At 68.1% G+C, this 23295-nt stretch carries 24 protein-coding genes; 17 read left to right on the plus strand and 7 right to left on the minus strand.

Features of this window, described 5'->3' with window-relative positions:
* The 3 genes from A9W95_RS08370 to A9W95_RS08380 all read left to right on the plus strand — a co-directional run.
* Positions 1-255 (plus strand): DUF4383 domain-containing protein (locus A9W95_RS08370; protein ID WP_156746077.1); only part of this gene is annotated, 255 nt, incomplete at its 5' end.
* A gap of 76 nt (positions 256-331) precedes the next feature.
* Positions 332-1012 carry a phosphodiesterase gene (locus A9W95_RS08375; RefSeq protein ID WP_067410730.1) on the plus strand — a complete coding sequence of 227 codons (681 nt, stop codon included), beginning with the start codon at positions 332-334 and terminating at the stop codon, positions 1010-1012.
* A gap of 17 nt (positions 1013-1029) precedes the next feature.
* Positions 1030-2109 carry an NAD-dependent epimerase/dehydratase family protein gene (locus A9W95_RS08380; RefSeq protein WP_067410733.1) on the plus strand — a complete coding sequence of 360 codons (1080 nt, stop codon included), beginning with the start codon at positions 1030-1032 and terminating at the stop codon, positions 2107-2109.
* On the opposite strand, the gene A9W95_RS08385 is transcribed toward A9W95_RS08380, so the two are convergent.
* From A9W95_RS08385 to A9W95_RS08400, 4 genes are all read right to left on the minus strand, one after another.
* A complete protein-coding gene (locus A9W95_RS08385; RefSeq protein WP_067410735.1) occupies positions 2071-3462 on the minus strand; it encodes a TIGR01777 family oxidoreductase in 1392 nt (463 codons plus the stop codon). The genes A9W95_RS08380 and A9W95_RS08385 overlap by 39 nt on opposite strands.
* A gap of 10 nt (positions 3463-3472) precedes the next feature.
* Positions 3473-4702 (minus strand): glycosyltransferase family 4 protein, encoded by a 1230-nt coding sequence (locus A9W95_RS08390; protein WP_067410738.1) that lies wholly within the window; start codon positions 4700-4702, stop codon positions 3473-3475.
* Between the two features lie 96 nt (positions 4703-4798).
* Positions 4799-6376, minus strand: a complete 1578-nt coding sequence (locus A9W95_RS08395) for a glycoside hydrolase family 57 protein (RefSeq protein WP_067410741.1) — start codon at positions 6374-6376, stop codon at positions 4799-4801.
* On the minus strand, positions 6373-7185 hold the full coding sequence (locus tag A9W95_RS08400) for a class I SAM-dependent methyltransferase (protein ID WP_067410743.1): 813 nt from the start codon (positions 7183-7185) through the stop codon (positions 6373-6375). The genes A9W95_RS08395 and A9W95_RS08400 overlap by 4 nt, the downstream gene beginning before the upstream one ends.
* Before the next feature lie 206 nt (positions 7186-7391).
* Between A9W95_RS08400 and A9W95_RS08405 the strand changes: the two genes are divergently transcribed.
* Together A9W95_RS08405 and A9W95_RS08410 are read left to right on the plus strand one after the other, a co-directional pair.
* The gene (locus tag A9W95_RS08405; RefSeq protein WP_067410746.1) at positions 7392-8183 is read left to right on the plus strand and encodes an electron transfer flavoprotein subunit beta/FixA family protein; all 792 of its coding nucleotides are present in this window, start codon (positions 7392-7394) and stop codon (positions 8181-8183) included.
* A gap of 35 nt (positions 8184-8218) precedes the next feature.
* Positions 8219-9175, plus strand: a complete 957-nt coding sequence (locus tag A9W95_RS08410) for an electron transfer flavoprotein subunit alpha/FixB family protein (protein ID WP_067410749.1) — start codon at positions 8219-8221, stop codon at positions 9173-9175.
* Positions 9176-9189: 14 nt separating this feature from the next.
* Here A9W95_RS08410 and A9W95_RS08415 read toward each other — a convergent pair whose 3' ends face one another.
* Positions 9190-9591, minus strand: a complete 402-nt coding sequence (locus A9W95_RS08415; RefSeq protein ID WP_067410751.1) for an SRPBCC family protein — start codon at positions 9589-9591, stop codon at positions 9190-9192.
* Between the two features lie 16 nt (positions 9592-9607).
* Positions 9608-11089, minus strand: a complete 1482-nt coding sequence (locus A9W95_RS08420) for a cryptochrome/photolyase family protein (RefSeq protein ID WP_067410754.1) — start codon at positions 11087-11089, stop codon at positions 9608-9610.
* 233 nt (positions 11090-11322) lie between these two features.
* On the opposite strand from A9W95_RS08420, the gene A9W95_RS08425 reads away from it, so the two are divergent.
* From A9W95_RS08425 to mnmA, 5 genes are all read left to right on the plus strand, one after another.
* Entirely contained in the window at positions 11323-12168 is an 846-nt protein-coding gene (locus tag A9W95_RS08425) for a GNAT family N-acetyltransferase (protein WP_067410756.1), read from the plus strand.
* Positions 12168-13007: a 1-acyl-sn-glycerol-3-phosphate acyltransferase gene (locus A9W95_RS08430; RefSeq protein WP_067410784.1), complete on the plus strand. Its 840-nt coding sequence runs from the start codon at positions 12168-12170 to the stop codon at positions 13005-13007. Before A9W95_RS08425 ends, A9W95_RS08430 begins: the two co-directional genes overlap by 1 nt.
* Before the next feature lie 24 nt (positions 13008-13031).
* Positions 13032-13532 carry a DUF427 domain-containing protein gene (locus tag A9W95_RS08435; RefSeq protein ID WP_067410782.1) on the plus strand — a complete coding sequence of 167 codons (501 nt, stop codon included), beginning with the start codon at positions 13032-13034 and terminating at the stop codon, positions 13530-13532.
* 88 nt (positions 13533-13620) lie between these two features.
* Positions 13621-14799, plus strand: coding sequence for a cysteine desulfurase family protein (locus A9W95_RS08440; RefSeq protein WP_067410759.1), 1179 nt, complete (start codon positions 13621-13623; stop codon positions 14797-14799).
* Positions 14796-15887: a tRNA 2-thiouridine(34) synthase MnmA gene (mnmA, locus tag A9W95_RS08445; protein ID WP_082982966.1), complete on the plus strand. Its 1092-nt coding sequence runs from the start codon at positions 14796-14798 to the stop codon at positions 15885-15887. The genes A9W95_RS08440 and mnmA overlap by 4 nt, the downstream gene beginning before the upstream one ends.
* Positions 15888-15894: 7 nt before the next feature.
* Here the strand turns inward: mnmA and A9W95_RS08450 are convergent, their stop codons facing one another.
* Complete coding sequence (locus A9W95_RS08450) at positions 15895-16524, minus strand: sensor domain-containing protein (RefSeq protein WP_067410764.1); 630 nt, start codon at positions 16522-16524, stop codon at positions 15895-15897.
* A gap of 95 nt (positions 16525-16619) precedes the next feature.
* Here A9W95_RS08450 and A9W95_RS08455 point away from each other — a divergent pair, with 95 nt between their 5' ends.
* The 7 genes from A9W95_RS08455 to A9W95_RS08485 all read left to right on the plus strand — a co-directional run.
* On the plus strand, positions 16620-17645 hold the full coding sequence (locus A9W95_RS08455) for a methionine synthase (RefSeq protein ID WP_067410767.1): 1026 nt from the start codon (positions 16620-16622) through the stop codon (positions 17643-17645).
* Positions 17646-17709: 64 nt separating this feature from the next.
* Positions 17710-18192, plus strand: a complete 483-nt coding sequence (locus tag A9W95_RS08460; protein WP_067410769.1) for an SRPBCC family protein — start codon at positions 17710-17712, stop codon at positions 18190-18192.
* Entirely contained in the window at positions 18189-18515 is a 327-nt protein-coding gene (locus A9W95_RS08465; RefSeq protein ID WP_067410772.1) for a helix-turn-helix transcriptional regulator, read from the plus strand. Before A9W95_RS08460 ends, A9W95_RS08465 begins: the two co-directional genes overlap by 4 nt.
* Positions 18516-18611: 96 nt before the next feature.
* Positions 18612-20690, plus strand: coding sequence for an NAD-dependent DNA ligase LigA (ligA, locus tag A9W95_RS08470; protein WP_067410774.1), 2079 nt, complete (start codon positions 18612-18614; stop codon positions 20688-20690).
* A gap of 24 nt (positions 20691-20714) precedes the next feature.
* On the plus strand, positions 20715-21326 hold the full coding sequence (locus A9W95_RS08475) for a TetR/AcrR family transcriptional regulator (RefSeq protein WP_156746078.1): 612 nt from the start codon (positions 20715-20717) through the stop codon (positions 21324-21326).
* Positions 21327-21485: 159 nt separating this feature from the next.
* On the plus strand, positions 21486-21917 hold the full coding sequence (locus tag A9W95_RS08480; protein ID WP_216638147.1) for an MmpS family transport accessory protein: 432 nt from the start codon (positions 21486-21488) through the stop codon (positions 21915-21917).
* Positions 21914-23295, plus strand: a 1382-nt coding sequence (locus A9W95_RS08485; RefSeq protein WP_156746079.1) for an MMPL family transporter, incomplete at its 3' end; no start/stop codon positions are given. The genes A9W95_RS08480 and A9W95_RS08485, both read left to right, overlap by 4 nt.

Raw genomic sequence — 23295 nt, forward strand, 5'->3', positions numbered from 1 at the left:
GTGCACCTGGCCTTCGGGGTGGCGGGCATCGCGTTGTCCCGGACCATCGACGGCGCACGGTGGTTCCTGATCGGCGGCGGTGTCATCTACGTGCTGTTGTGGATCTACGGACTGGCCATGGGTGACCACCACAGTGCGGCCAACATCATTCCGGTCAACACCGCCGACAACTGGCTGCACCTGGGCCGGGGCGTCGGGATGCTGGGTCTGGGCCTGTGGCTGGGGGCGCGGCGCCGCAGCCTGTATTCCACCTAGCCTGCCGCCCGACGACGTCAATGAGCCGGCAACCGGCACCTGTTTCCTTAGGCCGATAACGGGAACCCGCCCGAGCGTGAACGTTTCCGACATCGTCACGTTGCCGTTCCAGTGGGGGTCCGCCCTCCGGGGCAGGCGCTTCTTCCATCCGGCCGGTGTGATCGCGACAGGCTCCATCGAACGCGACGCCCCAGAGGGCAAGGGCTTGCCCATCCCGTCGTCCGACGTGGTGGTCCGGGTGTCGAAAGCCACCGGAACGCCGGGTTCGTTGCCCGACTTCATCGGCTTGGCCATTCGAGTGCCGTCCGGACACGACGACGACAAACCGTGGGACATCCTGCTGGTATCAGCGGGTTCAGGTGTGCTGACACGAGCGGTCGCGCTTCGACCCGTCACCTCCTGGACGGGTCAGAACATGACCACGCTGATGCCATTGAACTACCAGGGCAACAAATGGTGGCTGCGGGCGCGCATCGAAACCGACATCGACGGCAAGGGCGTAACGCTTGACGACGTCCGTCGGCGCATCGAAGCCGGCGGCATCCAGATTACGCTCGACCAGGCTTGCGGCAGTTCGGATTTCGAGAAGGTCGCGCGGCTGACTCTGAACCACATCGCCGGTCCGTGGCCGGGCAACGACGTGTCGTTCGACCCGGTACTCAATACCGCGCCCGGGGTGAAGCTGTATCCGGGCTGGTTGGCCGATCTGCGGGCCAGCGCCTACGCGCGCAGCCGGGGCGGCAGAGAAGCCGATTGACCCTAGGAGGGTAGACCGTGAGCAAGCGAATCGTCATCACCGGAGCCAGCGGCAATGTCGGCACATCATTGTTGCGCCGGCTCACCGAAAGCGGCGCCGACTACGACATCGTCGGAATCACCCGTCGCCAACCGCCCGCGGAAGGCGTCTACGCCGGCGTTGATTGGCAGCAGTTGGATCTGGCCGACAACAACGCCGAAACGCAGTTACGCGGCATCTTCCGGGGCGCGGACTGTGTGGTTCACCTGGCGTGGGGTTTCCAACCGACTCGCAACGCCCGTTACCTGCACGACGTGGGGGTACGCGGGACTTCGGCGGTGTTGCGCGCGGCCGACTGCGCCAAAGTGCCTCACCTGGTGCACATGTCGTCGCTGGGCACTTACGCGCCCGGGCGATACGGCGAGAAGGTCGACGAGTCATGGTCACACACGGGGTTGAGCACTTCGACCTACAGCCGAGCCAAGGCCGCCGCGGAAAGACTGCTCGATGACTACGAGGACAGCCATCCCGACGGTGTCGGCATCACCCGGCTGCGACCCGGATTGATCCTGCAGCGCAACGCCGCCGCGGGTTTACGGCGCTACACCCTGCCCGCGTATATCAGCCCAGGCTGGGTGCGCTGGCTGCCGGTGCTTCCGCTGGACCGGTCGTTGACGGTGTCCATGGTGCATGCCGACGACGTGGCGGACGCCTGCGTCAGAACCATCGAGCGCCGCGCGCTGGGGCCGTTCAACATCGCCGCCGAACCGCCGGTCACCCGCGACGACCTCGCAAAAATTCTGGGCGCCAGGCCGCTGCATGTTCCGGCGGGTCTGCTCGGGCCGGTGGTGCAGGCGTCGTGGCGGGCTCGGCTCCAACCCATCGACCGCGGCTGGTTCGATATGGCGTTCTCCGCGCCATTGCTCAACACCGACCGAGCCCGCACCGAGCTGGGCTGGACCCCGGACTGGTCGTCCCTGGACGCCTTCGCTGACTTCGTCGATGGATTGGTCCACGACAAGGGCACACCAAGCCCGGTCCTGCACCCGCGGTCGTTCGTCACCGCGATCGTCCGTGACTTAACCCGTGGCCCCGTCACGCAACGGCACGTGCCCTGACCCGGTGCGGCCCAAGATGTGTCGTAACGCCGAGTCAAGGTCGGGCTGGCGGAAGCGGTGCCCGGCGCCAATCAGCCGGTTCGGCACCACCCGCTGACTGGCGAAGGCGAGTTCGCGAGCGCCCTGTTCGCCCAACAAGATCCGCGGACCAATCGGTGGCACCGGCAGCGCCGCCGGCCGACGCAACACCGCGGCCAGCACGCGAGTGTATTCGCTGTTGCTAACCGGTTGCGGTGCAACCGCATTCACCGGTCCGGAAAGGTCAGTGTCCCAGAGCGCGCGGTGATAGACGTCGATCAGGTCGTCGATGCCGATCCAGGACAGCCACTGCCGGCCGTCGCCGAGGCGGCCGCCGAGCCCGGCGCTGAACAACGGACGCAGCAGCCGCAGGGTGCCGCCCAGCGGAGATTGCACGATGCCGGTGCGCACCCGGACCACCCGGACCCCGTCCTGCTCGGCGGGTGCGGCCGCGTCCTCCCAGTCCGCCACCACGTCGGCGAGGAACCCGTCGCCGCGCTCGCTGTCCTCGGTCAGCGTCGCGTCGCCGCGGTCGTACCCGTAGTAGCCGATCGCCGAAGCGGTGATCAGCACACCGGGGCCGTTCGGTGTGCGGGCGACGACTTGGGCCAGCCGGCGAGTCGGCCCGATTCGGCTGTCCCGGATCGCTTTTCGATGCTGCTCGCTGAACCGGCCGGCGATCGACGCGCCGGCCAGATGGATGACCGCGTCCACGCCGGCGAACAGATCGGGGTCCGGTTCCTCGGGGTTCCACCGGCGTTCGTGTTCGCCCTGCGCCGGGCCGCGGACCAGCCGGATCACCCGATGTCCGCCGGTGCTCAGGAAAGCGGACAACGCCGTGCCGACCAGTCCAGAGGACCCGGTGACGGCGACGGTCGCCGGGTTCAAGCCATGTTCGGCCGCCAGTCGGTGTGCGGCCAGGTCATCGGCCAACTGGCGGTGCCGGTAGACGAACATCGGGCGCAGCGCCCGGCCGGGCACCGGCGTCTGAACCCGGTCGATGACTCGGGTCCGGTCGGCAGCGACTTCCTCGAAGTCGTGGGTGTGACGCCAGTTGACCGCGATGCGTGCCGGCAGTGAAGCCAGCCCGTCGCCGCCGATGGCGTCGACGAAACGCCTTGGCGGATCGTAAGAATCGGGCTGATGCTCGGCCACCCAGCGCAACCCGCCGGGCAAGGCCAGGGTGGCGCGCCCGTCCCGGACCGACGCGGCTTCGCTGACCAGCCGCAGCGGCTGCCATGGCGGCGACAATCGGGTGAATGCGCCCGGCCGGGTGTGCCAGGCGAACACGTCCTCGCGCGGCGCGTCGACCACGCTTTCATAGACCAGCCCCATTGGCTCGACGTTAGCGGCCGGGCAGCGCATGCTCCACGATGGGCAGCCGCGGCTGCGGATGCCGTTCGCGGCGTTTGGCCGCCAGGTACACCTGCGCGGTTCGGCCGGCGACCGTCTGCCAGTCGAAGTCAGAGGTCAGGCGGTCACGGGCGGCGTGAGCGCGCCGCTGGGCCGCGGCCGGATCGTCGAGCACACCGCGCACGGCCGCAGCCAACCCCGCCACGTCACGAGGAGCGAACGAGACCCCGGTCTGCCCGTCGATCACCGCTTCGCCCAGACCGCCGATGTTCGACGTGACCAGCGGGATACCCGCCGCGGCGGCCTCCAGGGCGGCCAGTCCGAACGGTTCGTAGTGGCTGGGCAGCACCGCCGCGTCGGCGCGGTGCAGGGCCGCCAGCAGTTCGGCGTGGTTGAGATGTCCGGCGAACCGTGTCGCTTTGAGCACCTTGTGTTTTCGTGCCTGGGTGACGAGCCAGTCCTGCTGGGTGCCCTCGCCGGCAATGGTCAACGTGGTACCCGGATGAGTGCGCCGGATGCGGGGCAATGCGGCGATCGCGTCGTGCACGCCCTTCTCGTACTCGAGGCGGCCGACGAACAGCAGTTCGGCCGGGCCCGTGCGCGGGCGGCGCGGCGCGAACTGCCAACGCGACACGTCGATTCCGTTGGGAATCACCGAGGCCTCGGCCAAGTCGGGACCGAACAATTCGGTGATCTCGTCCCGCATCGACGCCGAGCAGGTGATGAGGGCATCGGACTCGCGCGTCAGCCACGACTCGACCGCGTGCACCTGACGGCTGATCGCACCCACCACCCAACCGGAATGGCGCCCGGCTTCGGTGGCGTGCATGGTGGAAACCAGTGGCACGTCAAAGAATTCGGCCAGAGCGATGGCCGGGTGTGCCACCAGCCAGTCGTGCGCGTGCACGACATCGGGGCGCCATCGGGTGCTCAGCGCCAGCCCGACGCGGATCATGGCGTGGCCCATCGCCAGCGTCCAGGCCATCATGTCGGTGCTGAAGGTGAACTCGTGCGGGTCGTGTGCGGCCGCGAGGACCCGCACGCCTTCGCGGACCTCGTCGGTACTCGGGTGGGTGCCGGCGTCGGTGCCGGTCGGCCGCCGTGACAAGACGACGACCTCGTGGCCGGCCGCGGCCAGCGCCGTGGCCAGGTGGTGCACGTGGCGGCCCAGCCCGCCGATCACCACCGGCGGGTACTCCCAGGACACCAGGAGGATCTTCATGCGGCTACTCCGGTGTGTCGCGAGCGTGCACCCAACGCCGCGCGGAGCGGCGGGTCGGCGTATTGACGCGCACGCTCGCGGGGGAAAGCGAGCCCGTCATGGCAGCCTGCGGGCGTCGAGCGCACCGAACAGGCCGTCGGCGCGGTTCCACCCCTCGGCCAGCCGCTGCGCGCTGTCGCGCCGGCCCGACGCCAGCGCCCCGGCGATTTCACGGGTGGCGTGCGCATGTAGGTGCGCGCGGTAGCGCGCGTAGTCGGCGGCGGAATCCTTGCTGACCATGAAGGGCCAGTCACTGGACACGGTGAGCAGGGTCTCGCGCAGGATCTGATCGGCGACGTGATCGCGGGGGATGGGTCCGTCCAGGGACGCCGTCTGCGCCAACGCCTTGTCGACAGTGGTGAGTGCGGTGTCGACCACTTCGCTGTTGAGCTGAACCAGATCGGCCACCTGCTCGCCGTTCCACACCTGCCAGTCCTTGCCGGATCCCCAAGAGCTGGGCGGTAATTCGACCGAAGCGCCGACGAATCCGCCCTCGATCGCGTCGCGCAGAGTCCCGACGCGCACTCCGGCGGCGGGCAGGGCGCGTAGCACCCGCTGCAGCCAGGTCGGGCCCTCGTACCACCAGTGGCCGAACAGCTCGGTGTCGAAGGCCGCGATCACATGCGCGGGTCGCCCGATGCGCTCGGACTCCGATTGCAGCCGCGTCCGCACCACGTCGACGAAGTCGGCGACGTGGACGTCGACCGCACGGTCGGCGCGCTCGGGATCGTAGGGCGCCTTGGCTTCCGAGGGCACATTGCGACCGGTGACCCGGGCGGGCTTGAGGCCGGTGAGGTGGTCATAGGTGTGGAAGTCGCGGTAAGCGGCATTGCCGGGGTAGCCGGACTTGGGCGACCAGACCCGGTAACTGACTTGCAGGTCCCGGCCGAACGCGACCACGTCGGTGTCCCCGACCGGTCGGCCCAACGCGGTGTCGCCGTGCAGTGACGGGCCGTCGACCATGAAATGCGTGACACCGGCGGCGGCGTAGTCACGTTCCATGCCGGGCGCGTAGGCGCACTCGGGCGCCCAGATTCCGGTCGGTTTGTGCGCCAGCCGCAATTGGGCGTCGGCCAAGCCTTCCCGCAATGCGAATTCGCGCAGCCGTGGGGCGAGAAGCGGCTGAAACGGGTGGGCCAGGGGGCCGCCGAGCAGCTCGACGGTGCCGGCCTCGATCAGTCGGCGCAGCAGGGGGCTGGCGCCGTGGCGCCACCTTGTGGCGAAATCGTCGAGCGCTTGATCGGCTTCAGCGCTCTCCCGAATTCCAAACGCCCGCAACGCATCCGGTGTGCAGGAGGGAAAACCCGCGGACTTGGACCGCGGCGCGGACCGGACGCTGGCCGCCTCGGTGGCGCGCAACCCCCAGTTGGCCAGCCAATGATGCATGCCATCCAGGCAGTACGGGTCGTCGAGCTGGGCGTTGACCACCGGCGTCATCCCGAGCGTCAACAGGCCTCGGCGCTCCTCGTCGGCCAAGGCGTGCAGCACCCGGAACAGCGGCAGGTAGGCCGCCGACCACGACTGGTAGAGCCATTCCTCACCGACCGGCCAGCGGCCGTGGTGGGCTAGCCAGGGCAAGTGGGTGTGCAAGACGAGCGTGAACATGCCGGGGACCCGGTCGTGCGGGGTGCTCATGGGCGCACCGCGACGGCGATCAGATCCAGGCTGTCGTCGATGTCCCGCGCGCCACCGGCTGGGACGAGGTCGAAGTCCTCGGTGGTGACGGCGGCGACGTCGGCGGCCAGTTGCGGGGGCCACGGCGCGTCGGCCACCGCCCGCGCGATCTGCGCGTCGATGATCGACCCGCCGTGGCGAGCGTCCATCTCACGCAACCGCGCGCCGTGAAACAGTCCGCTCATCGACACGTCGGTGAAGCCGGCCCCTTCCAACAACTCGGTGAGCTCCGCGGCGTTGAGTTCGCGGGTGTGGAACGGGTTGATCGGCGTGTCGCGGCCGGGGGAGAAGGTGATCCGGTTGGGCGTCGACATCATCAGCAACCCCGACGGGCGCAGTACCCGCAAACATTCTCTGACGAACTGACCTTGGTCCCAGAGGTGCTCGATCACCTGAAAGTTGACCACCACATCCACCGATGCGTCGGGCAACGGCAAGGCGGCCAAATTGGCGTGCAGCACCTCCACCCGGGGATAGCGGTGACGTACGTAGGCAACCGTGGTCTCGTCGTAGTCCACCGCGACCACGCGCCGGGCGACCCCGGCGATCAGATCGGCACCGTAACCTTCGCCACATCCGGCTTCCAGAACGTCTCGGTCCGCGCACCGCGCCGCGAGGCGCTGGTAGACCACCTCGTGGCGGCGAAACCAGTAATTCTCGATGTCCAGATCGGGGATGGTGCGCTCGCCCGTCAGCATTAACGCAGCTGGGGCCGCCGATTGGGGGTCGGCGGGCGCCGGTCGGGGGACATCGGGAACGAATGCGCTCATTGCTAAGGCAGGCTAGCCCGTGGCGGCCGATTCGCGAACCGGGCACCTGATCCGGGCGCGGGAACGTGCACTACCACCCGCTATGGTGGGAGAGCAGACCGCAAAAAGTTACCAGCTAGTAACATGGCTGTGCGGTCGCCAAACGGGTGACCTAAGTCCCGCAGTCGATCGCTGCGGGACTCCGTCAAGGAGGACGAACCACACTTATGACGAACATCGTGGTCCTGATTAAGCAGGTCCCAGACACCTGGTCGGAGCGCAAGCTGTCCGACGGCGATTACACGCTGGACCGCGAAGCCGCCGATGCGGTGCTGGACGAGATCAACGAGCGCGCCGTCGAAGAGGCGCTGCAAATCCGGGAGCGCGAGGGCGGCGAAGGCTCGGTCACCGTGCTGACCGCCGGCCCCGAGCGCGCTACCGAGGCGATCCGCAAGGCCCTGTCCATGGGCGCCGACAAGGCTGTCCACCTCAAAGACGACGGCATGCACGGCTCCTGCGTCGTGCAAACCGCCTGGGCGCTGGCCCGCGCGCTGGGCACCATCGAGGGCACCGAACTGGTGATCGCCGGTAACGAGGCCACCGACGGCTCCGGCGGCGCGGTGCCGGCCATCATCGCCGAGTACCTCGGCCTGCCGCAGCTCACCCACGTCCGCAAGCTGTCGATCGAGGACGGCAAGGTCACCGGTGAGCGCGAGACCGACGACGGCGTCTTCACCCTCGAGGCCACGCTGCCCGCAGTGGTCAGCGTCAACGAGAAGATCAACGAACCGCGCTTCCCGTCCTTCAAGGGCATCATGGCCGCCAAGAAGAAGGAAGTGACTGTCCTGAGCCTGGCCGACATCGGCGTGGAAAGCGACGAGGTGGGCTTGGCCAACGCCGGTTCGACGGTGCTGTCCTCGACACCCAAGCCGCCCAAGACGGCGGGTGAAAAGGTTACCGACGAAGGCGAAGGCGGCAGCCAGATCGCCCAGTACCTGGTGTCCCAGAAGATCATCTAAGCGACCCTCACCGACGAGAGAGCGAAAACCAACCCATGGCTGAAGTATTGGTGCTTGTCGAACAAGCCGAAGGTGCCCTGAAGAAGGTCACCTCCGAATTGATTACCGCCGCGCGTGCCCTCGGTGAGCCGGCCGCCGTCGTAGTCGGTGCCCCCGGCACGGCCGAGCCGCTGATCGACGGGCTGAAGCAGGCCGGTGCCGCCAAGATCTATGTCGCCGAGTCCGACACCGTGGACCAGTACCTGATCACGCCGTATGTCGACGTGCTGGCCTCGCTGGCCGAGTCGTCGGCACCGGCCGCGGTGCTGCTGTCCTCCAACGCCGACGGCAAAGAGATCGCCGGTCGGCTCGCGGCCCGCATCGGCGCCGGCCTCCTGGTCGACGTCGTCGGCGTCAAGGAGGGCGGCAAGGGCTTGCACTCCATCTTCGGTGGCTCGTTCACCGTGGAGGCACAGGCCAACGGCGACACCCCGGTGATCACAGTGCGCGCCGGATCGGTCGACGCCGAACCGGCCGACGGTGCCGGCGAGGTGGTTAAGGTGGACGTCCCCGAGCCCGCCGAGAACGCGACGAAGATCACCTCTCGCGAGCCCGCGGTGGCCGGTGACCGGCCCGAGCTCACGGAGGCCACCGTGGTGGTTTCCGGTGGTCGTGGCGTCGGCAGCGCGGAGAACTTCAAGGTGGTCGAGGAGCTGGCCGACTCGCTCGGTGCGGCGGTCGGCGCCTCGCGTGCCGCGGTCGACTCCGGCTACTACCCGGGCCAGTTCCAGGTCGGGCAGACCGGTAAGACGGTCTCCCCGCAGCTCTACATCGCGTTGGGCATCTCCGGAGCCATCCAGCACCGCGCCGGCATGCAGACCTCGAAGACGATCGTCGCGGTCAACAAGGACGAAGAGGCCCCGATCTTTGAGATCGCCGACTACGGCGTGGTCGGCGACCTGTTCAAGGTGGCCCCGCAGCTCACCGAGGCGATCAAGACCCGCAAGGGCTGAGCCCGAACCTCCGCTTAACGCCGCGTCAGCATGTGGTCGATGCGGCGTAAGGCGACGGCACACACGGTCAGATAGGGCGCACCCCACCAGGGGACAGCCATGCTGGCTCGGGCGCCGTCGCCCAACGGGTCCACTCCGTGACGGGTGGCCGGGACACCGGCCACCTGCCACGACCACACCCGGCCCGGATTGAACTCGGTGATCACGAAGGGGGCGGACACTCCGACCGGTGTCTGGACCTTGCCGGTCACGTGCAAACCCAGTTCGGTGTGCGGCTCGTCCAGCCGGGCACCGCTGATCGTCGGACCCCACTCGGGCCACGCATCGAGGTCCACCAGTAGCTTCCATACCGCCTCTGGCGGCGCAGCGATGTCCCGGTTGACGGTGAGCATGACGGTTTGGCTTATCGGAGGCATGCTGGCGGGATACCCGTCAGGGCGCGGATTGACCGAGCCGGCGCTGTTGTTCCACGACCTCGTCGAGATCGGTGAGCCGGTGCATCCCCGCCAAGGGTTGGTTCATCCGGCGGTTGCCGGCCAGCGAGTCCCGGTTGCGATTGAGGAACCACCAATAGCCGCCGGTGAAGGGACATGCGCGCTCACCCACCCGCTCGCCAGGGTGATACGGGCACTTCGGGCAGTAGTCACTCATGCGGTTGATGTAGGCCCCGCCGGCGGCGTAGGGCTTGGTGGCCATTAGCCCACCGTCGGCATGCTGGGACATGCCGACCACATTGGCCACCATCACCCAGTCGTAGCCGTCGACGAAGCACCGGTGAAACCAGTCGGTCATCGCCGCGGGGTTCCAGCCACGTTGTAAGGCGTAGTTGGACAACACCATCAGCCTGGGGATGTGGTGCACCCAGCCGTGGTCACGCACCTGACCCAGCACGTCCTTCAGGCAGCGCGCCTGCACCGCGTCGGCATCCAGATTCGCGAACCAATCCGGCAGCGGCGCAGCGGCTTTCAGCGCGTTGCGGCGGCGGTAATCCCAACCGAAATGCCAGTAGACATGCCAGATGTAGTCGCGCCAGCCGATGAGTTGGCGGATGTAACCCTCGACGCTGGCCAGCGGCGCGTCACCCGCGCGGTAGGCGTCCTCGGCGGCATACGCGCACTCGAGCGGGTCCAGCAAGCCGAGGTTCATCGACGCCGACAATAGGCTGTGCGCCAGAAACCGGTCGCCGCTGAGCATGGCGTCTTCGTGCGGGCCGAAATGCGGCAAGCGATCTCGTAAGAACACGGAGAACGCGGACTGCGCTTCTTGAGCCGTGACCGCAAATTCCCGTGGGCCGTCCCGCCCGACGAATTCGACGGTGCCGTCGCGCTCCCAACGGTCCAGGTCCGCGCGGACCCGTTCGTCGATCTCGTCCTCTTCGGGCTGCCACGGTGCGGGAATCGGCAACGCCACAACGTTTTTCGGCGGCGGCTCGCGGTTGTCGGCATCGAAGTTCCAGCGGCCGGCGGCGGGCTGATCGGCCTCCATCAACAGGTCGAAGCGGCGCCGCGCGTCGCGATAGAAGTTCTCCAGCAACAGCTTGCGGGAGCGTCCCGCCCATTTCTCGAATTCCTCGCGGCTGGTGCAGAATCCGCGCGGCGGCAGCACTTCGACGTGCGGCAACGACCGAACGAACCGGTCGGCCGCCCAGGACGTGGGCTGACACACGCTCAACGGGCCGTCGACCTGATCCAACGCTTCCCGGTATGTGTGGGTCTGCAGAAACAGCGCCTGCTCACCGAGTTCGGCGGCGCGATGACGCAATGCCGACAGCACCAGGTGCGCCTTGCGGCGATGGAAACGGCGACGTTCGAAGACGGCCCGAGACTCGATCAACAGCACCGGCTGATCGGGCTGGTCCAGAAAGTGCGGTCCGAGTTGATCGGCAAAACACCACCGTCGTGCAACAGGGGTCATGGCCACGCTAGTCCGAGTCGGTTGGGTAGAGCTCAGGGCATCGCGGCGGCCTGGGCTCGACCGCGGCAGAAGGTTCCTCTGGTCACCAACTTAACGATGACTGACCAGCTGTCAATCAACGGCTGAACACCGCCAGGTCCAAGCGATTTCACGCGTCATTTCGTCATCTGACGTGCACCGACATGTCACAGCGGCGATGCCGACACGCCGACCGACTACGCCACGTTGGACCCATGAGCGTTGCTTCTGTCCTCATAGCCAGCGATAAACCCAGAGGCACGGCGACAGGGTCGTCTACCGGGCCGCACTACTCTCTCCTGTTGTCCACCGATCCGACACTCATCGAAGCCGCCCAAGAGCTTCGTTACGACGTCTTCACCAGCACGCCCGGATTCACCCTGCCGGCCGCGAGCGGATCGCGGCGAGACGTCGACCGCTTCGACGAATACTGTGACCATCTCCTGGTTCGCGACGACGACACCGGCGAACTGGTGGGCTGTTATCGCATGCTGCCACCGGCGGGGGCTATCGCCGCCGGAGGGCTCTACACAGCAACGGAGTTCGACGTGCAAGCCTTCGACCCGTTGCGGCCGTCGCTGGTGGAGATGGGCCGCGCCGTGGTGCGCGACGGCCACCGCAGCGGTGCGGTGGTGCTGCTGATGTGGGCCGGGATCCTGGCCTACCTCGACCGCTGCGAATACGACTACGTGACGGGCTGTGTGTCCGTGCCGATCGGTGACGGGTCGGACGGCGTGGCGGCGGGCAGTCAGGTGCGTGGCGTGCGCGACTTCGTCATGCAGCGTCACGCCGCCGAATACCGGGTGCGGCCCTACCGGCCGGTGGTCCTGGACGGCCGGGCGCTGAACGACATCGCGGCGCCGCCTCGACCCACGGTCCCACCGCTGATGCGGGGCTACCTGCGGCTGGGCGCGCGGGCCTGCGGTGAGCCGGCCTACGACCCGGAATTCGGCGTCGGCGACTTCTGCGTACTGCTGGACAAACGGCAGGCCGACATCCGATATCTCAAGCGCCTCCGATCGGTCTCCGCGGCCGCCGAAATGGCAAGCGGAGCGGCGTGATGGACCGGCCGGTCGGCCACTCCTGGCTGCCGCGCGCGTCCTGTGACGCCCGCTGTGTCGGGCTCGGCGACACCGCCGGGGGCCGGCCCCTGCTGGTGACGCTGCGGGTCGCGGTTCGGGTGATGCTGGCGCTGCTGCTGCTGCCGGGACTGCCGCTGCTGGGCATTCCGTTGCCCGGGCGCACCCGCGTGCAACGCGCTTACTGCCGCTTGGTGCTGCGCTGCTTCGGCGTACGGATTACGGTGTCCGGCAGTCCGATTCGCAACCTGCAAGGGGTGCTGGTGGTCAGCAGTCACATGTCCTGGCTGGACGCCTTCGCCATCGGCGCCCTGTTGCCCGGTTCGTTCGTGGCCCGGGCGGACATGTTCACCGGGCGCGCGACCGGAGTCGTGGCCCGCATCCTGCGAATCATCCCGATCGAGCGGTCCAGCCTGCGGCGGTTGCCCGTGGTGGTCGAGACCGTCGCCCGCCGCCTGCGGGAGGGCCACACGGTGGTGGCCTTCCCGGAGGGCACCACCTGGTGCGGACTGGCGTCGGGCAGCTTCTATCCGGCGATGTTCCAGGCCGCCATCGACGCCGGCCGGCCGGTGCAGCCGGTGCGGTTGACCTACCACCGCGTTGACGGCAGCGTGTCCACCGCGCCCGCCTACGTCGGTGAGGACACCTTGTTGCGGTCGGTCTACCGAGTGCTGCGGGTGCGCCGCACGCTGGCCAGGGTGCGGGTGGAATCCCTGCAACTGCCCGGCACCGATCGACGGGCGCTGGCCCACCGGTGCCAAGACGCGATAGGGCTGGCGCCGGTGCGCCGCTCGGGGCACGGGCACGCGCTGGTCGCCTGACCGTTTCGGGGCACGATGGATGCCATGAGACCGTGGCCGAAACGCGAGCCGCCCGCAGCCGGGCAGGAGTCGGTGTGGGATTACCCACGCCCACCGCGACTGGAAGAATTCACCGGCTCGATCACCGTCGAGCTGGGCGGGCACACGATCGCCTCGACGAGGCGCGCCTTCCGCGTGCTCGAGACCAGTCACCCGCCCACGTACTACCTGCCCCGAGAAGCATTCACCGCCGGGGCGTTACGGCCTGCCGCCGGAACGTCGTGGTGCGAGTGGAAAGGACAGGCCAGCTACTTCGATCTGGTCACCCCCGGCCGCGAGGCCCATCGCGCCGCCTGGACCTACGAACGCCCGACCCCGCCGTTTGCGCCCCTGGCCGGCGCCGTCGCCGTCATGGCCGCGCAGGCGGACCGTTGCACGGTCAACGGCGAAACGGTCATTCCCCAGCCCGGCGGCTTCTACGGCGGCTGGATCACCAGCTGGGTGGTGGGGCCGTTCAAGGGCATACCGGGTTCGGCGGGTTGGTAGGCGGCGGCCCCCGCTCAACAGGCGGCCTTGGTGCGCGCATTCGGCGCTGAGCTGGGCCGGTAGCTGGACCGGTATCGTAGGGCCCGTCATGGTCTACCTGGATCACGCCGCCACCACCCCGATGCATTCTGCTGCCATCGAGGCGATGACCGCTGTGCTGGGCACTGTGGGCAATGCCTCGTCTTTGCATACCACCGGGCGCGCGGCGCGTCGCCGCATCGAGGAATCGCGGGAACTGATCGCGGCGAAGCTGGGCGCGCGTCCCTCCGAGGTGCTGTTCACCGCCGGCGGCACCGAAAGCGACAATCTGGCGCTCAAGGGCATCTACTGGGCGCGCCGGGACGCCGAGCCGAACCGCCGGCGCATCATCACCACCGAGGTCGAACACCATGCGGTTCTGGACTCGGTGCACTGGCTCGTCGAACACGAAGGCGCGGAGGTGACCTGGCTGCCCACGGCGGCCGACGGCTCGGTGTCCGTCGCCGCGCTGCGCGAGACGCTGCAGGAGCACGACGACGCCGCCGTGGTGTCGGTGATGTGGGCCAACAACGAGGTCGGCACCGTCATGCCGATCGCCGAGTTGGGCGCCGTCGCGGCCGAATTCGGTGTGCCCATGCACAGTGACGCGGTGCAGGCCGTGGGACAGCTGCCGGTGTCCTTCGGCGCCAGCGGGTTGGCGGCCATGAGCGTGACCGCGCACAAGTTCGGCGGGCCACCCGGCGTCGGCGCGTTACTGCTGCGCCGCGATGTCAGCTGTGTACCGCTGCTGCATGGTGGCGGGCAGGAACGCGACATTCGTTCCGGCACACCGGATGTCGCCGGGGCGGTCGGCATGGCCACCGCGGCACAGATCGCCGTGGACGGCCTGGAAGCCAACAGCGCCCGACTGCGGGTGTTGCGGGACCGGCTGGTCGACGGTGTGCTGGCCACCATCGACGATGCCCGGCTCAACGGTGCGCGCGACCCGCTGCGACTTCCGGGCAACGCGCACTTCACCTTCCGCGGTTGTGAGGGTGACGCGTTGTTGATGCTGTTGGACGCCAACGGCATTGAGTGCTCGACCGGATCTGCGTGCACCGCCGGTGTGGCGCAGCCCTCCCATGTGCTGATCGCGATGGGCGCCGACCCGGCCAGCGCCCGCGGGTCCCTGCGCCTGTCGCTGGGACACACCAGCGTCGACGCCGACATCGATGCGGCGCTGGCGGTATTGCCGGCGGCGGTGGCGCGCGCGCGACGCGCTGCCCTGGCCGCCACGGGGGCACCGTGAGGGTTCTCGCCGCCATGAGCGGCGGCGTCGACTCCTCCGTTGCCGCCGCCCGCATGGTCGACGCCGGACATGATGTGGTCGGCGTGCATTTGGCGCTGTCCACCGCGCCCGGCACCCTGCGCACCGGCTCGCGCGGTTGCTGCTCGAAGGAAGACGCCTCGGATGCCCGCCGCGTCGCCGATGTGCTCGGAATACCCTTCTACGTCTGGGATTTCGCCGAGCAGTTCTCCCGCGACGTGATCGACGACTTCGTGCAGTCGTATGCCCGTGGGGAAACCCCCAACCCGTGCGTGCGGTGCAATCAGCAGATCAAGTTCTCGGCGTTGTCCGCCCGGGCGCTGGCGCTGGGATTCGACACCGTCGCCACCGGCCACTACGCCCGGCTATCCGAAGGCCGGCTGCGCCGCGCCGTCGACCGGGACAAGGACCAGTCCTATGTGCTGGCCGTGCTGACCGCCCAGCAGCTACGCCATGCCGCTTTCCCGATCGGAGACACCCCCAAGTCCCAGATCCGCGCCGAAGCGGCCCGCCGCGGGCTCGCCGTCGCCGACAAGCCGGACAGCCACGACATCTGCTTCATCCCCTCGGGAAACACCCAAGCCTTCCTCGGCGCGCGCATCGGGGTGCGCCCGGGCAGCGTGGTCAGCACCGACGGGGCGGTGCTCGCCGAACACGACGGCGTGCACGGGTTCACCATCGGCCAGCGCAAGGGCCTGGGCATTGCCGGCCCAGGCCCGGACGGCCGACCGCGCTACGTGACCGCCATCGACGCCGCTACCGGCACCGTGGAGGTCGGCGACGCCGCCGACCTCGAGGTGCACGAACTGACCGGACGCGCGCCGGTGTTCACCGGCGGGACCGCGCCGGCGGGTCGGCTGGAGTGTGCGGTACAGGTGCGGGCCCACGGCGAAACCGCCAGCGCGGAAGCCGAATTGGTCGGTGACGAGCTGCTCGTGCGGTTGCACACCCCGCTGCGCGGGGTAGCGCGCGGCCAAACGCTGGTGTTGTATCGTCCCGACCCCGACGGCGACGAGGTGCTCGGCAGCGCCACCATTGCCGGCACGGCGCGATTAACCCGCAGCAGCTAACCCGCCCTCAGCCCGGCACGTTGGCGGCGATGTTCGTCATCACGATCTCCGACACCGACGGCGGAAACCCGCAATACGTGACTTCCAGCAACGCCACCGACTGCACCCGGTACTCACGTCCGCAGTTGCCCGGGCGGAACCGCAACGAGTCACCGTCGGCCTTCACCCTGTCGACGTAGAGCCAGCCGCTCGCGGTGGCCGCGCAGTCACCAACGGTGGACACCAAAGCGTCGAAGGCATGCCGCGCCGCACCGGGATCTCGATAGCTCGCGGCGCCCTCAGAAATCAGCCCGCCGTCGGGCGGATCCTGAAACGTGGTCTTGTGAAACGCCGCGACGTCGGGTCCGAAGGTTGCCGTCTCGGCGTAGACGAACCGGCACTCTCGCGGCGTGGTGGCGGCCAGGTCTTCGATGTCCACCGGGTAGGTGCCGTCCATCGACGGGATGATGGTCAGATGTTCTCCGGCGCCGGTGATTGCGCGCATCCGGGACTGGTCGAGTAAGAGCGTGGACGCGTCGAGGACGCCGAGGGGAACGGCGGCGAACACGGGCAGCGCTTCACCGCCGACCACCCGTGTGCAGGCCGCTGTGCAGACCATCACGCAACACAACAGCAGCGGCCATGTCCGTTTCGCCATCTGCCACCCTTCTGGGCATCGAAACTACCCGTGTCGCATTGCGGTAAACACCCCTACCGACGCGCGGGTGAGGTTCGGTCGAATACGGTTGTCCGGTGAGTGATTTGGCAGCGCCGTTCGCCACCGGCACCGGCATCGGATCGTGGCCCGGTGTCGCCGCGCGGCAGGCGGCCGAAGTGGTCGTCGGCGAGTTGGCGGGGGCGATGGCACACCTGGTCGAGCTACCCGCCCGGGGAGTGGGCGCCGACCTGCTGGGGCGCGCCGGCGCCCTGTTGGTCGATGTGGCCATCGACACGGTGCCCCGCGGCTACCGCATCGTCGGCCGGCCGGGCGCAGTGACCCGCCGGGCCGTCAGCTTGCTGGACGAGGACATGGACGCCTTGGAAGAAGCCTGGGAGACCGCGGGGTTGCGGGGGAGCGGGCGGGTGGTCAAGGTCCAAGCGCCCGGGCCCGTCACGCTGGCCGCCGAGGTGGAGTTGTCCAACGGCCACCGGGCGATCACCGACCCGGGTGCGGTGCGGGACCTGGCCGCATCGTTGGCCGAGGGCGTCGCCGCCCATCGCGCAACGCTGTCGCGCCGACTGGACACACCGGTGGTGGTGCAGTTCGACGAGCCGTCGTTGCCGGCGGCGCTAGGTGGCCGGCTGACCGGAGTCACTGCGCTGAGTCCGGTTGCCGCGCTGGACGAAGCGGTGGCCGGCGGGTTGCTCGAAACCTGCGTGCAGGGCGTCGGCGCGGCTGTGGTGGTGCACAGCTGCGCCGCGGAATTGCCGTGGAAACTGTTGCAGGACAGCGCCGTTGCGGCAGTGTCCGTGGATGCGGGCACGCTGCGCGCCACGGATCTGGACCGCATCGCCGAGTTCGTCGAGTCGGGTCGCACCGTCCAGTTGGGGGTGGTGCCGGCGACCGCGCCGGACCGGCGTCCGGCGGTGGAGGAGGTCGCCGCGGCGGTGGTGGCGGTGATCGACCGCCTCGGCTTCGCCCGCTCGGCCCTGCGGGACCGGGTCGGGGTCACTCCGGCCTGCGGTCTGGCTGGTGCGACGCAGCAGTGGGCGCGCACCGCGATCGGATTGGCCGCCCAGGTCGCGGCGGCATTCGCCAAAGACCCCGACGCCCTTTAGGCAACCATACGGTTGCGCAACATCTGGTGGCGTGCTGTACTGATAGGCAACCAGGAGGTTGCACATGAATTCGGATCGGATCGAAAAGAGCGTGGTGCTGCGCGCCCCGTTGGACCGGGTGTGGCGGGCGATCAGCGACGCCGAACAGTTCGGGCGCTGGTTCGGGGCGCGCTTCGACGGCCCCTTCGTCGCGGGTGCCTTCGTCACCGCGGCGATCACCCCGACCACCGTCGACGACGAGGTCGCCAAGCGGCAAGAGCCGCACGCAGGGGTCAAGAGCACATGGGAGATCGTCGCCGTCGAGCCCAAGCGCCGGTTCGCCTACCGCTGGCACCCGTTTGCCGTCGAACCGGACGTGGACTACGACCGAGAACCGACCACGCTGGTCGAGTTCACCCTGGCCGAGGTTGCCGATGGGTTACTGCTCACCATCGTGGAATCGGGCTTCGACGCCATTCCGCAGGCGCGTCGCCGCGGCTCTTTCGAGGCCAACTCCGAAGGCTGGGCAATGCAGACCGACCTCGTGCGCCGGTTCGTCGAATCGTGAGCAGCTCGGTGGCGGCGCCGCTTTTCGACGCTTTAGGCGACCCGAATCGGCTGCGCATCGTCGTCGGGCTCTGCGAGGCCGGGCCCAGTTCCACCTCGCGGATCAGCGCGGCGATACCCGTCACCCGTCAGGCCGCGAGCAAACATCTGCAACTGCTGGAGTCGGCGGGACTGGTCACCAGTAACAAGCACGGGCGCGAGCGGGTGTGGACACTGCGGACCGAGCCGCTCGCCCAGGCCAGCGACTACCTGATGCACCTGTCGCGGCGGTGGGACGCGGCGGTGGACCGGTTGCGTGCCTTTGTCGAAGATCCCCCAGACTGACGTCACCGAGATTGCCGCCACGGTCGTGAAAGGGTGCCCGGCGACGACCACCACGGCAATCTGGGCGGTGTCGGCCGGCTTCGATAGCCTGCGAGGGTGAGTTCAGCAGAGGCTGACCAGACCGCGCCCGAGGTGTTGCGGCAGTGGCAGGACCTGGCCGAAGAGGTCCGCGGACACCAGTTCCGCTATTACGTGCGCGATGCGCCGATCATCACCGACGCCGAATTCGACCAACTACTGCGCCGACTGGAAGCGCTGGAAGCCGAACATCCCGAGCTGCGTACCCCCGACTCGCCCACTCAGCTGGTCGGCGGGGCCGGATTCGCGACCGACTTCGAACCCGCCGATCACCTCGAGCGGATGCTCAGCCTGGACAACGCGTTCAGCGCCGAGGAACTCGCCGCCTGGGCCGCCCGCATCCACGCCGAGGTTGGTGACGCCGCGCATTACCTGTGCGAGCTCAAAATCGACGGCGTCGCCCTGTCTTTGGTGTACCGGGGCGGGCGACTCACCCGCGCCGCCACCCGCGGGGACGGCCGCACCGGTGAGGACGTCACCCTCAACGCCCGCACCATCCAAGACATCCCCGAACGTCTGGCCGCCAGCGGCGACTACCCGGTGCCTGACGTCCTGGAAGTGCGCGGTGAGGTCTTCTTCCTCGTCGAGGACTTCCAAGCTCTCAACGCCAGCTTGGTCGAAGCCGGCAAGGCGCCCTTTGCCAACCCACGCAACAGCGCGGCGGGATCGCTGCGCCAGAAAGACCCGGCGGTCACCGCCCGCCGCCGGCTGCGGATGATCTGCCACGGACTCGGGCACACCGAGGGCTTCCGGCCGGTCACCCAGCACGACGCGTACCTGGCGCTGCGCGCCTGGGGCCTGCCGGTTTCCGAACACACGACGCTCGTCGACAACCTGGCCGCGGTGCAGGAGCGCGTCGAGTACTGGGGTGAGCATCGCCACGAGGTGGCCCATGAAATAGACGGCGTGGTGGTCAAAGTCGACGAGGTCGCGCTGCAGCGCAGGCTGGGCTCCACCTCGCGGGCACCGCGCTGGGCGATCGCCTACAAGTACCCGCCCGAGGAAGCCCAGACCCAACTGCTCGACATCAAGGTCAACGTCGGCCGCACCGGGCGGGTTACGCCGTTCGCCTGGATGACGCCGGTCAAAGTCGCCGGGTCGACGGTCAGCCAGGCCACGCTGCACAACGCCTCGGAGGTCAAGCGCAAAGGTGTGCTGATCGGCGACACCGTGGTCATCCGGAAGGCCGGTGACGTGATCCCCGAGGTATTGGGACCGGTGGTCGACCTACGCGACGGCTCCGAGCGCGAATTCGTCATGCCCACAACATGTCCCGAGTGCGGCACGGCGTTGGCGCCGGCGAAGGAAGGTGATGCCGACATCCGCTGCCCCAATACCCGAGGGTGCCCGGCTCAATTGCGGGAGCGCGTCTTTCACGTCGCCAGCCGCAATGCCTTGGACATCGAAGTGCTCGGGTACGAGGCGGGCATCGCGCTGCTACAGGCCGGCGTGATCGCCGACGAGGGCGACCTGTTTTCACTCACCGAAGAAAGCCTGTTGCGCACCGAGCTGTTTCGCACTAAGGCGGGAGACCTGTCCGCCAACGGCAAACGGCTGCTCGCCAATCTCGACAAGGCCAAGGCCGCACCGTTGTGGCGGGTGCTGGTGGCGTTGTCCATCCGCCATGTAGGGCCGACGGCCGCGCGCGCACTGGCCACCGAATTCGGCAGTCTGGACGCGATCATGGCGGCGTCCACCGAAGAGCTCGCGGCGGTCGAGGGGGTGGGGCCCACCATCGCCGCCGCCGTCACCGAGTGGTTCAGCGTCGACTGGCACCGCGGCATCGTCGACAAGTGGCGGGCCGCCGGCGTGCGCATGGCGGATGAGCGCGACGAGAGCGTGCCGCGCACCCTGGCCGGGCTGACCGTGGTGGTCACCGGCTCCCTGGCCGGGTTCTCCCGCGACGACGCCAAAGAAGCGATCGTGGCCCGCGGCGGCAAGGCGGCCGGCTCGGTATCGAAGAAGACGTCCTACGTCGTGGCCGGCGACTCGCCGGGCTCCAAGTACGACAAGGCCGTCGAACTCGGCGTGCCCATTCTGGACGAGGACGGATTCCGAAAGCTGTTGGAGGACGGACCCGCCGCCGCGGCAGAGTGAGCCCGCCGCACAGCAGTGGGGCCTATGGTGGGCGCTATGACGCAGACCGCCGACCGGTTCGCCGACGCATCACCGTGGTCACCGCGCGAAGCCGAACTGCTCGCGGTGACCTTGCAGCTGCTGCAGGAACACGGATATGACCGGCTGACCGTGGATGCCGTGGCCAACACCGCTCGCGCCAGCAAGGCCACGGTGTACCGACGCTGGCCTTCCAAAGCGGAACTGGTGCTGGCCGCGTTCATCGAAAGCATCCGTCCGATCGCGGTCCCGCCGGACACCGGCACACTGCGCGGCGATCTCCTCACCCTGGGGGAGGCGATCTGCGAGCAGGGCCGGCAGCATGCCAGCACCATTCGCGCGGTGCTCGTCGAGGTCTCCCGCCACCACGCGCTCAACGACGCCTTGCAGCACCAGTTCCTTGACCAGCGCAGAGCGTTGCTTCAGCACGTCCTGCGCCAAGCCGTCAAGCGCGGTGAAATCTGCGAATCCGCCATCAACGACGAACTTTGGGACCTGCTGCCCAACTACCTCATCTTCCGGTGCATCGTGCCCGGTCAGGAGCCCAACCGTCAGACGGTGCAAGCGCTGGTCGACGACTTCATCATGCCCGGCCTCACCCGTCGCGGCAGCTGCTGACGCCGTAGCAAAAGTGCACGCTTCCGTCTCTTGTGCAGTACGGTCCAGTACCGTACTGTCATAGCCATTGCTGGCGCGCGGAGCGCAGATGAGCACCGCCGCTACGAGTCCGGCCGCACCACCCGAACAGCGAAGGGGTAATGGGTGCAACGCAATTCGATGCCCACCCTGCTGAAGAGGGGCTGGATGGTGATGGTGGCGGTGGTGGTCGTCGCGGGCGCGGGATTTGCGATCTACCGCCTGCACGGAATTTTCGGATCGCAGAACGACGCGGCGGCAGCGGCCGGCTTGTCCGACGAGATCGTCCCGTTCAATCCCAAGCAGGTAGTCCTCGAGGTCTTCGGCGCACCGGGCGCAGTGGCAACTATCAACTACCTTGACGTGAACGCACAACCCCAACAAGTGCTGAATGCGACCCTGCCTTGGTCGTTCACCATCACCACCACCGAGCCCGCCGTCGTGGGCAATGTGGTGGCTCAAGGCAACGGCGGCAGCATCGGCTGCCGGATCACCGTCAACGGCAAAGTGAAGGACGAACGCACCATCAACACACCGGCCGCCTACACGTTCTGCTTGGACAAGTCCGGATGAGCGACCCGGAATCCCCGCGACCCCGCATCGCGCACACCATCCGTCGGCTCTCCGTGCCGATCCTGCTGTTCTGGGTGGCGCTGGCGGCCATCACGAACATCGCGGTGCCGCAACTGGAAAAGGTGGGCGAGACCCATAACGTCGCCTTGAACTCGCCCGATGCGCCGTCGCTCAAAGCGATCAAACGCATCGGTCAGGTGTTTCACGAATTCGACACCGACAGCTCGGCGATGGTCGTGCTGGAAGGCGCTGCGCCACTAGGGGCCGACGCGCACCAGTTCTACGACACGCTGATCCACAAGCTGGAGCAGGACCGCAAACACGTTGAGCACGTTCAGGATTTCTGGGGAGACACGCTGACTGCGGCGGGTTCGCAGAGTTCCGACGGCAAGGCCGCCTACGTGCAGGTGTACCTGGCGGGCAATCAGGGTTCGGCCTTGGCCAACGAGTCGGTCAGCGCGGTGCGCCAGATCGTCGAGCACACCCGGCCGCCGGCCGGTGTCAAGGCTTACGTCACCGGCGCGGCGCCGCTGATCGCCGACCAATTCGAAGTCGGCAGCAAGGGCACCGCAAAGGTCACCGCCATCACCGTCGGCGTGATCGCGTTGATGCTGCTCTTCGTCTACCGCTCGTTGTTCACCATGCTGCTGGTGCTCATCACGGTGTTGATCGAAATGTCGGCCGCCCGCGGCATCGTCGCGTTCCTGGGTAACGCCGGCATCATCGGGCTGTCGACCTATGCCACCAACCTGCTCACCTTGCTGGTCATCGCCGCCGGAACAGATTACGCGATCTTCTTGGTCGGCCGTTACCAAGAAGCGCGGTCTGCCGACGAAGACCGAGAAACCGCGTATCACACCATGTTTCGCGGAACCGCACATATCGTGCTGGGTTCGGGCCTGACGGTTGCCGGTGCCGTAGCGTGTCTGAGCTTCACCCGGCTGCCGTACTTCCAAAGCCTGGGCGTGCCTGCCGCATTGGGCATTCTGGTCGCGTTGGCTGCCGCGCTGACCTTGGCGCCGGCCGTGGTGACCTTGGGTGCGCTGGTCGGAGTCTTCGAACCCAAACGCATGATGCGGACTCGCGGCTGGCGACGGATCGGTACCGGCATCGTCCGCTGGCCGGGTCCGGTTCTGGTGGCGGCCTGCGCGCTGGCCCTCATCGGTCTGATCGCGCTGCCGGGTTACAAGACGAGTTACGACCATGAGCAGTTCGGGCTCCAGCCGGGCCCGGGAAAAGTGCCGCTCGGCCGCCGCGTAACCGATGTTGGCCGCTGCGCTGTTGGGCATGTACGGACGCGTGTCGTAACTCGTCTTGTAACCCGGCAGCGCGATCAGACCGATGAGGGCCAGCGCGCAGGCCGCCACCAGAACCGGAC

Origin of the sequence: Mycobacterium sp. 1423905.2, from assembly GCF_001673155.1 — a bacterium.
In the GTDB taxonomy this organism is placed as follows: Bacteria; Actinomycetota; Actinomycetes; order Mycobacteriales; family Mycobacteriaceae; genus Mycobacterium.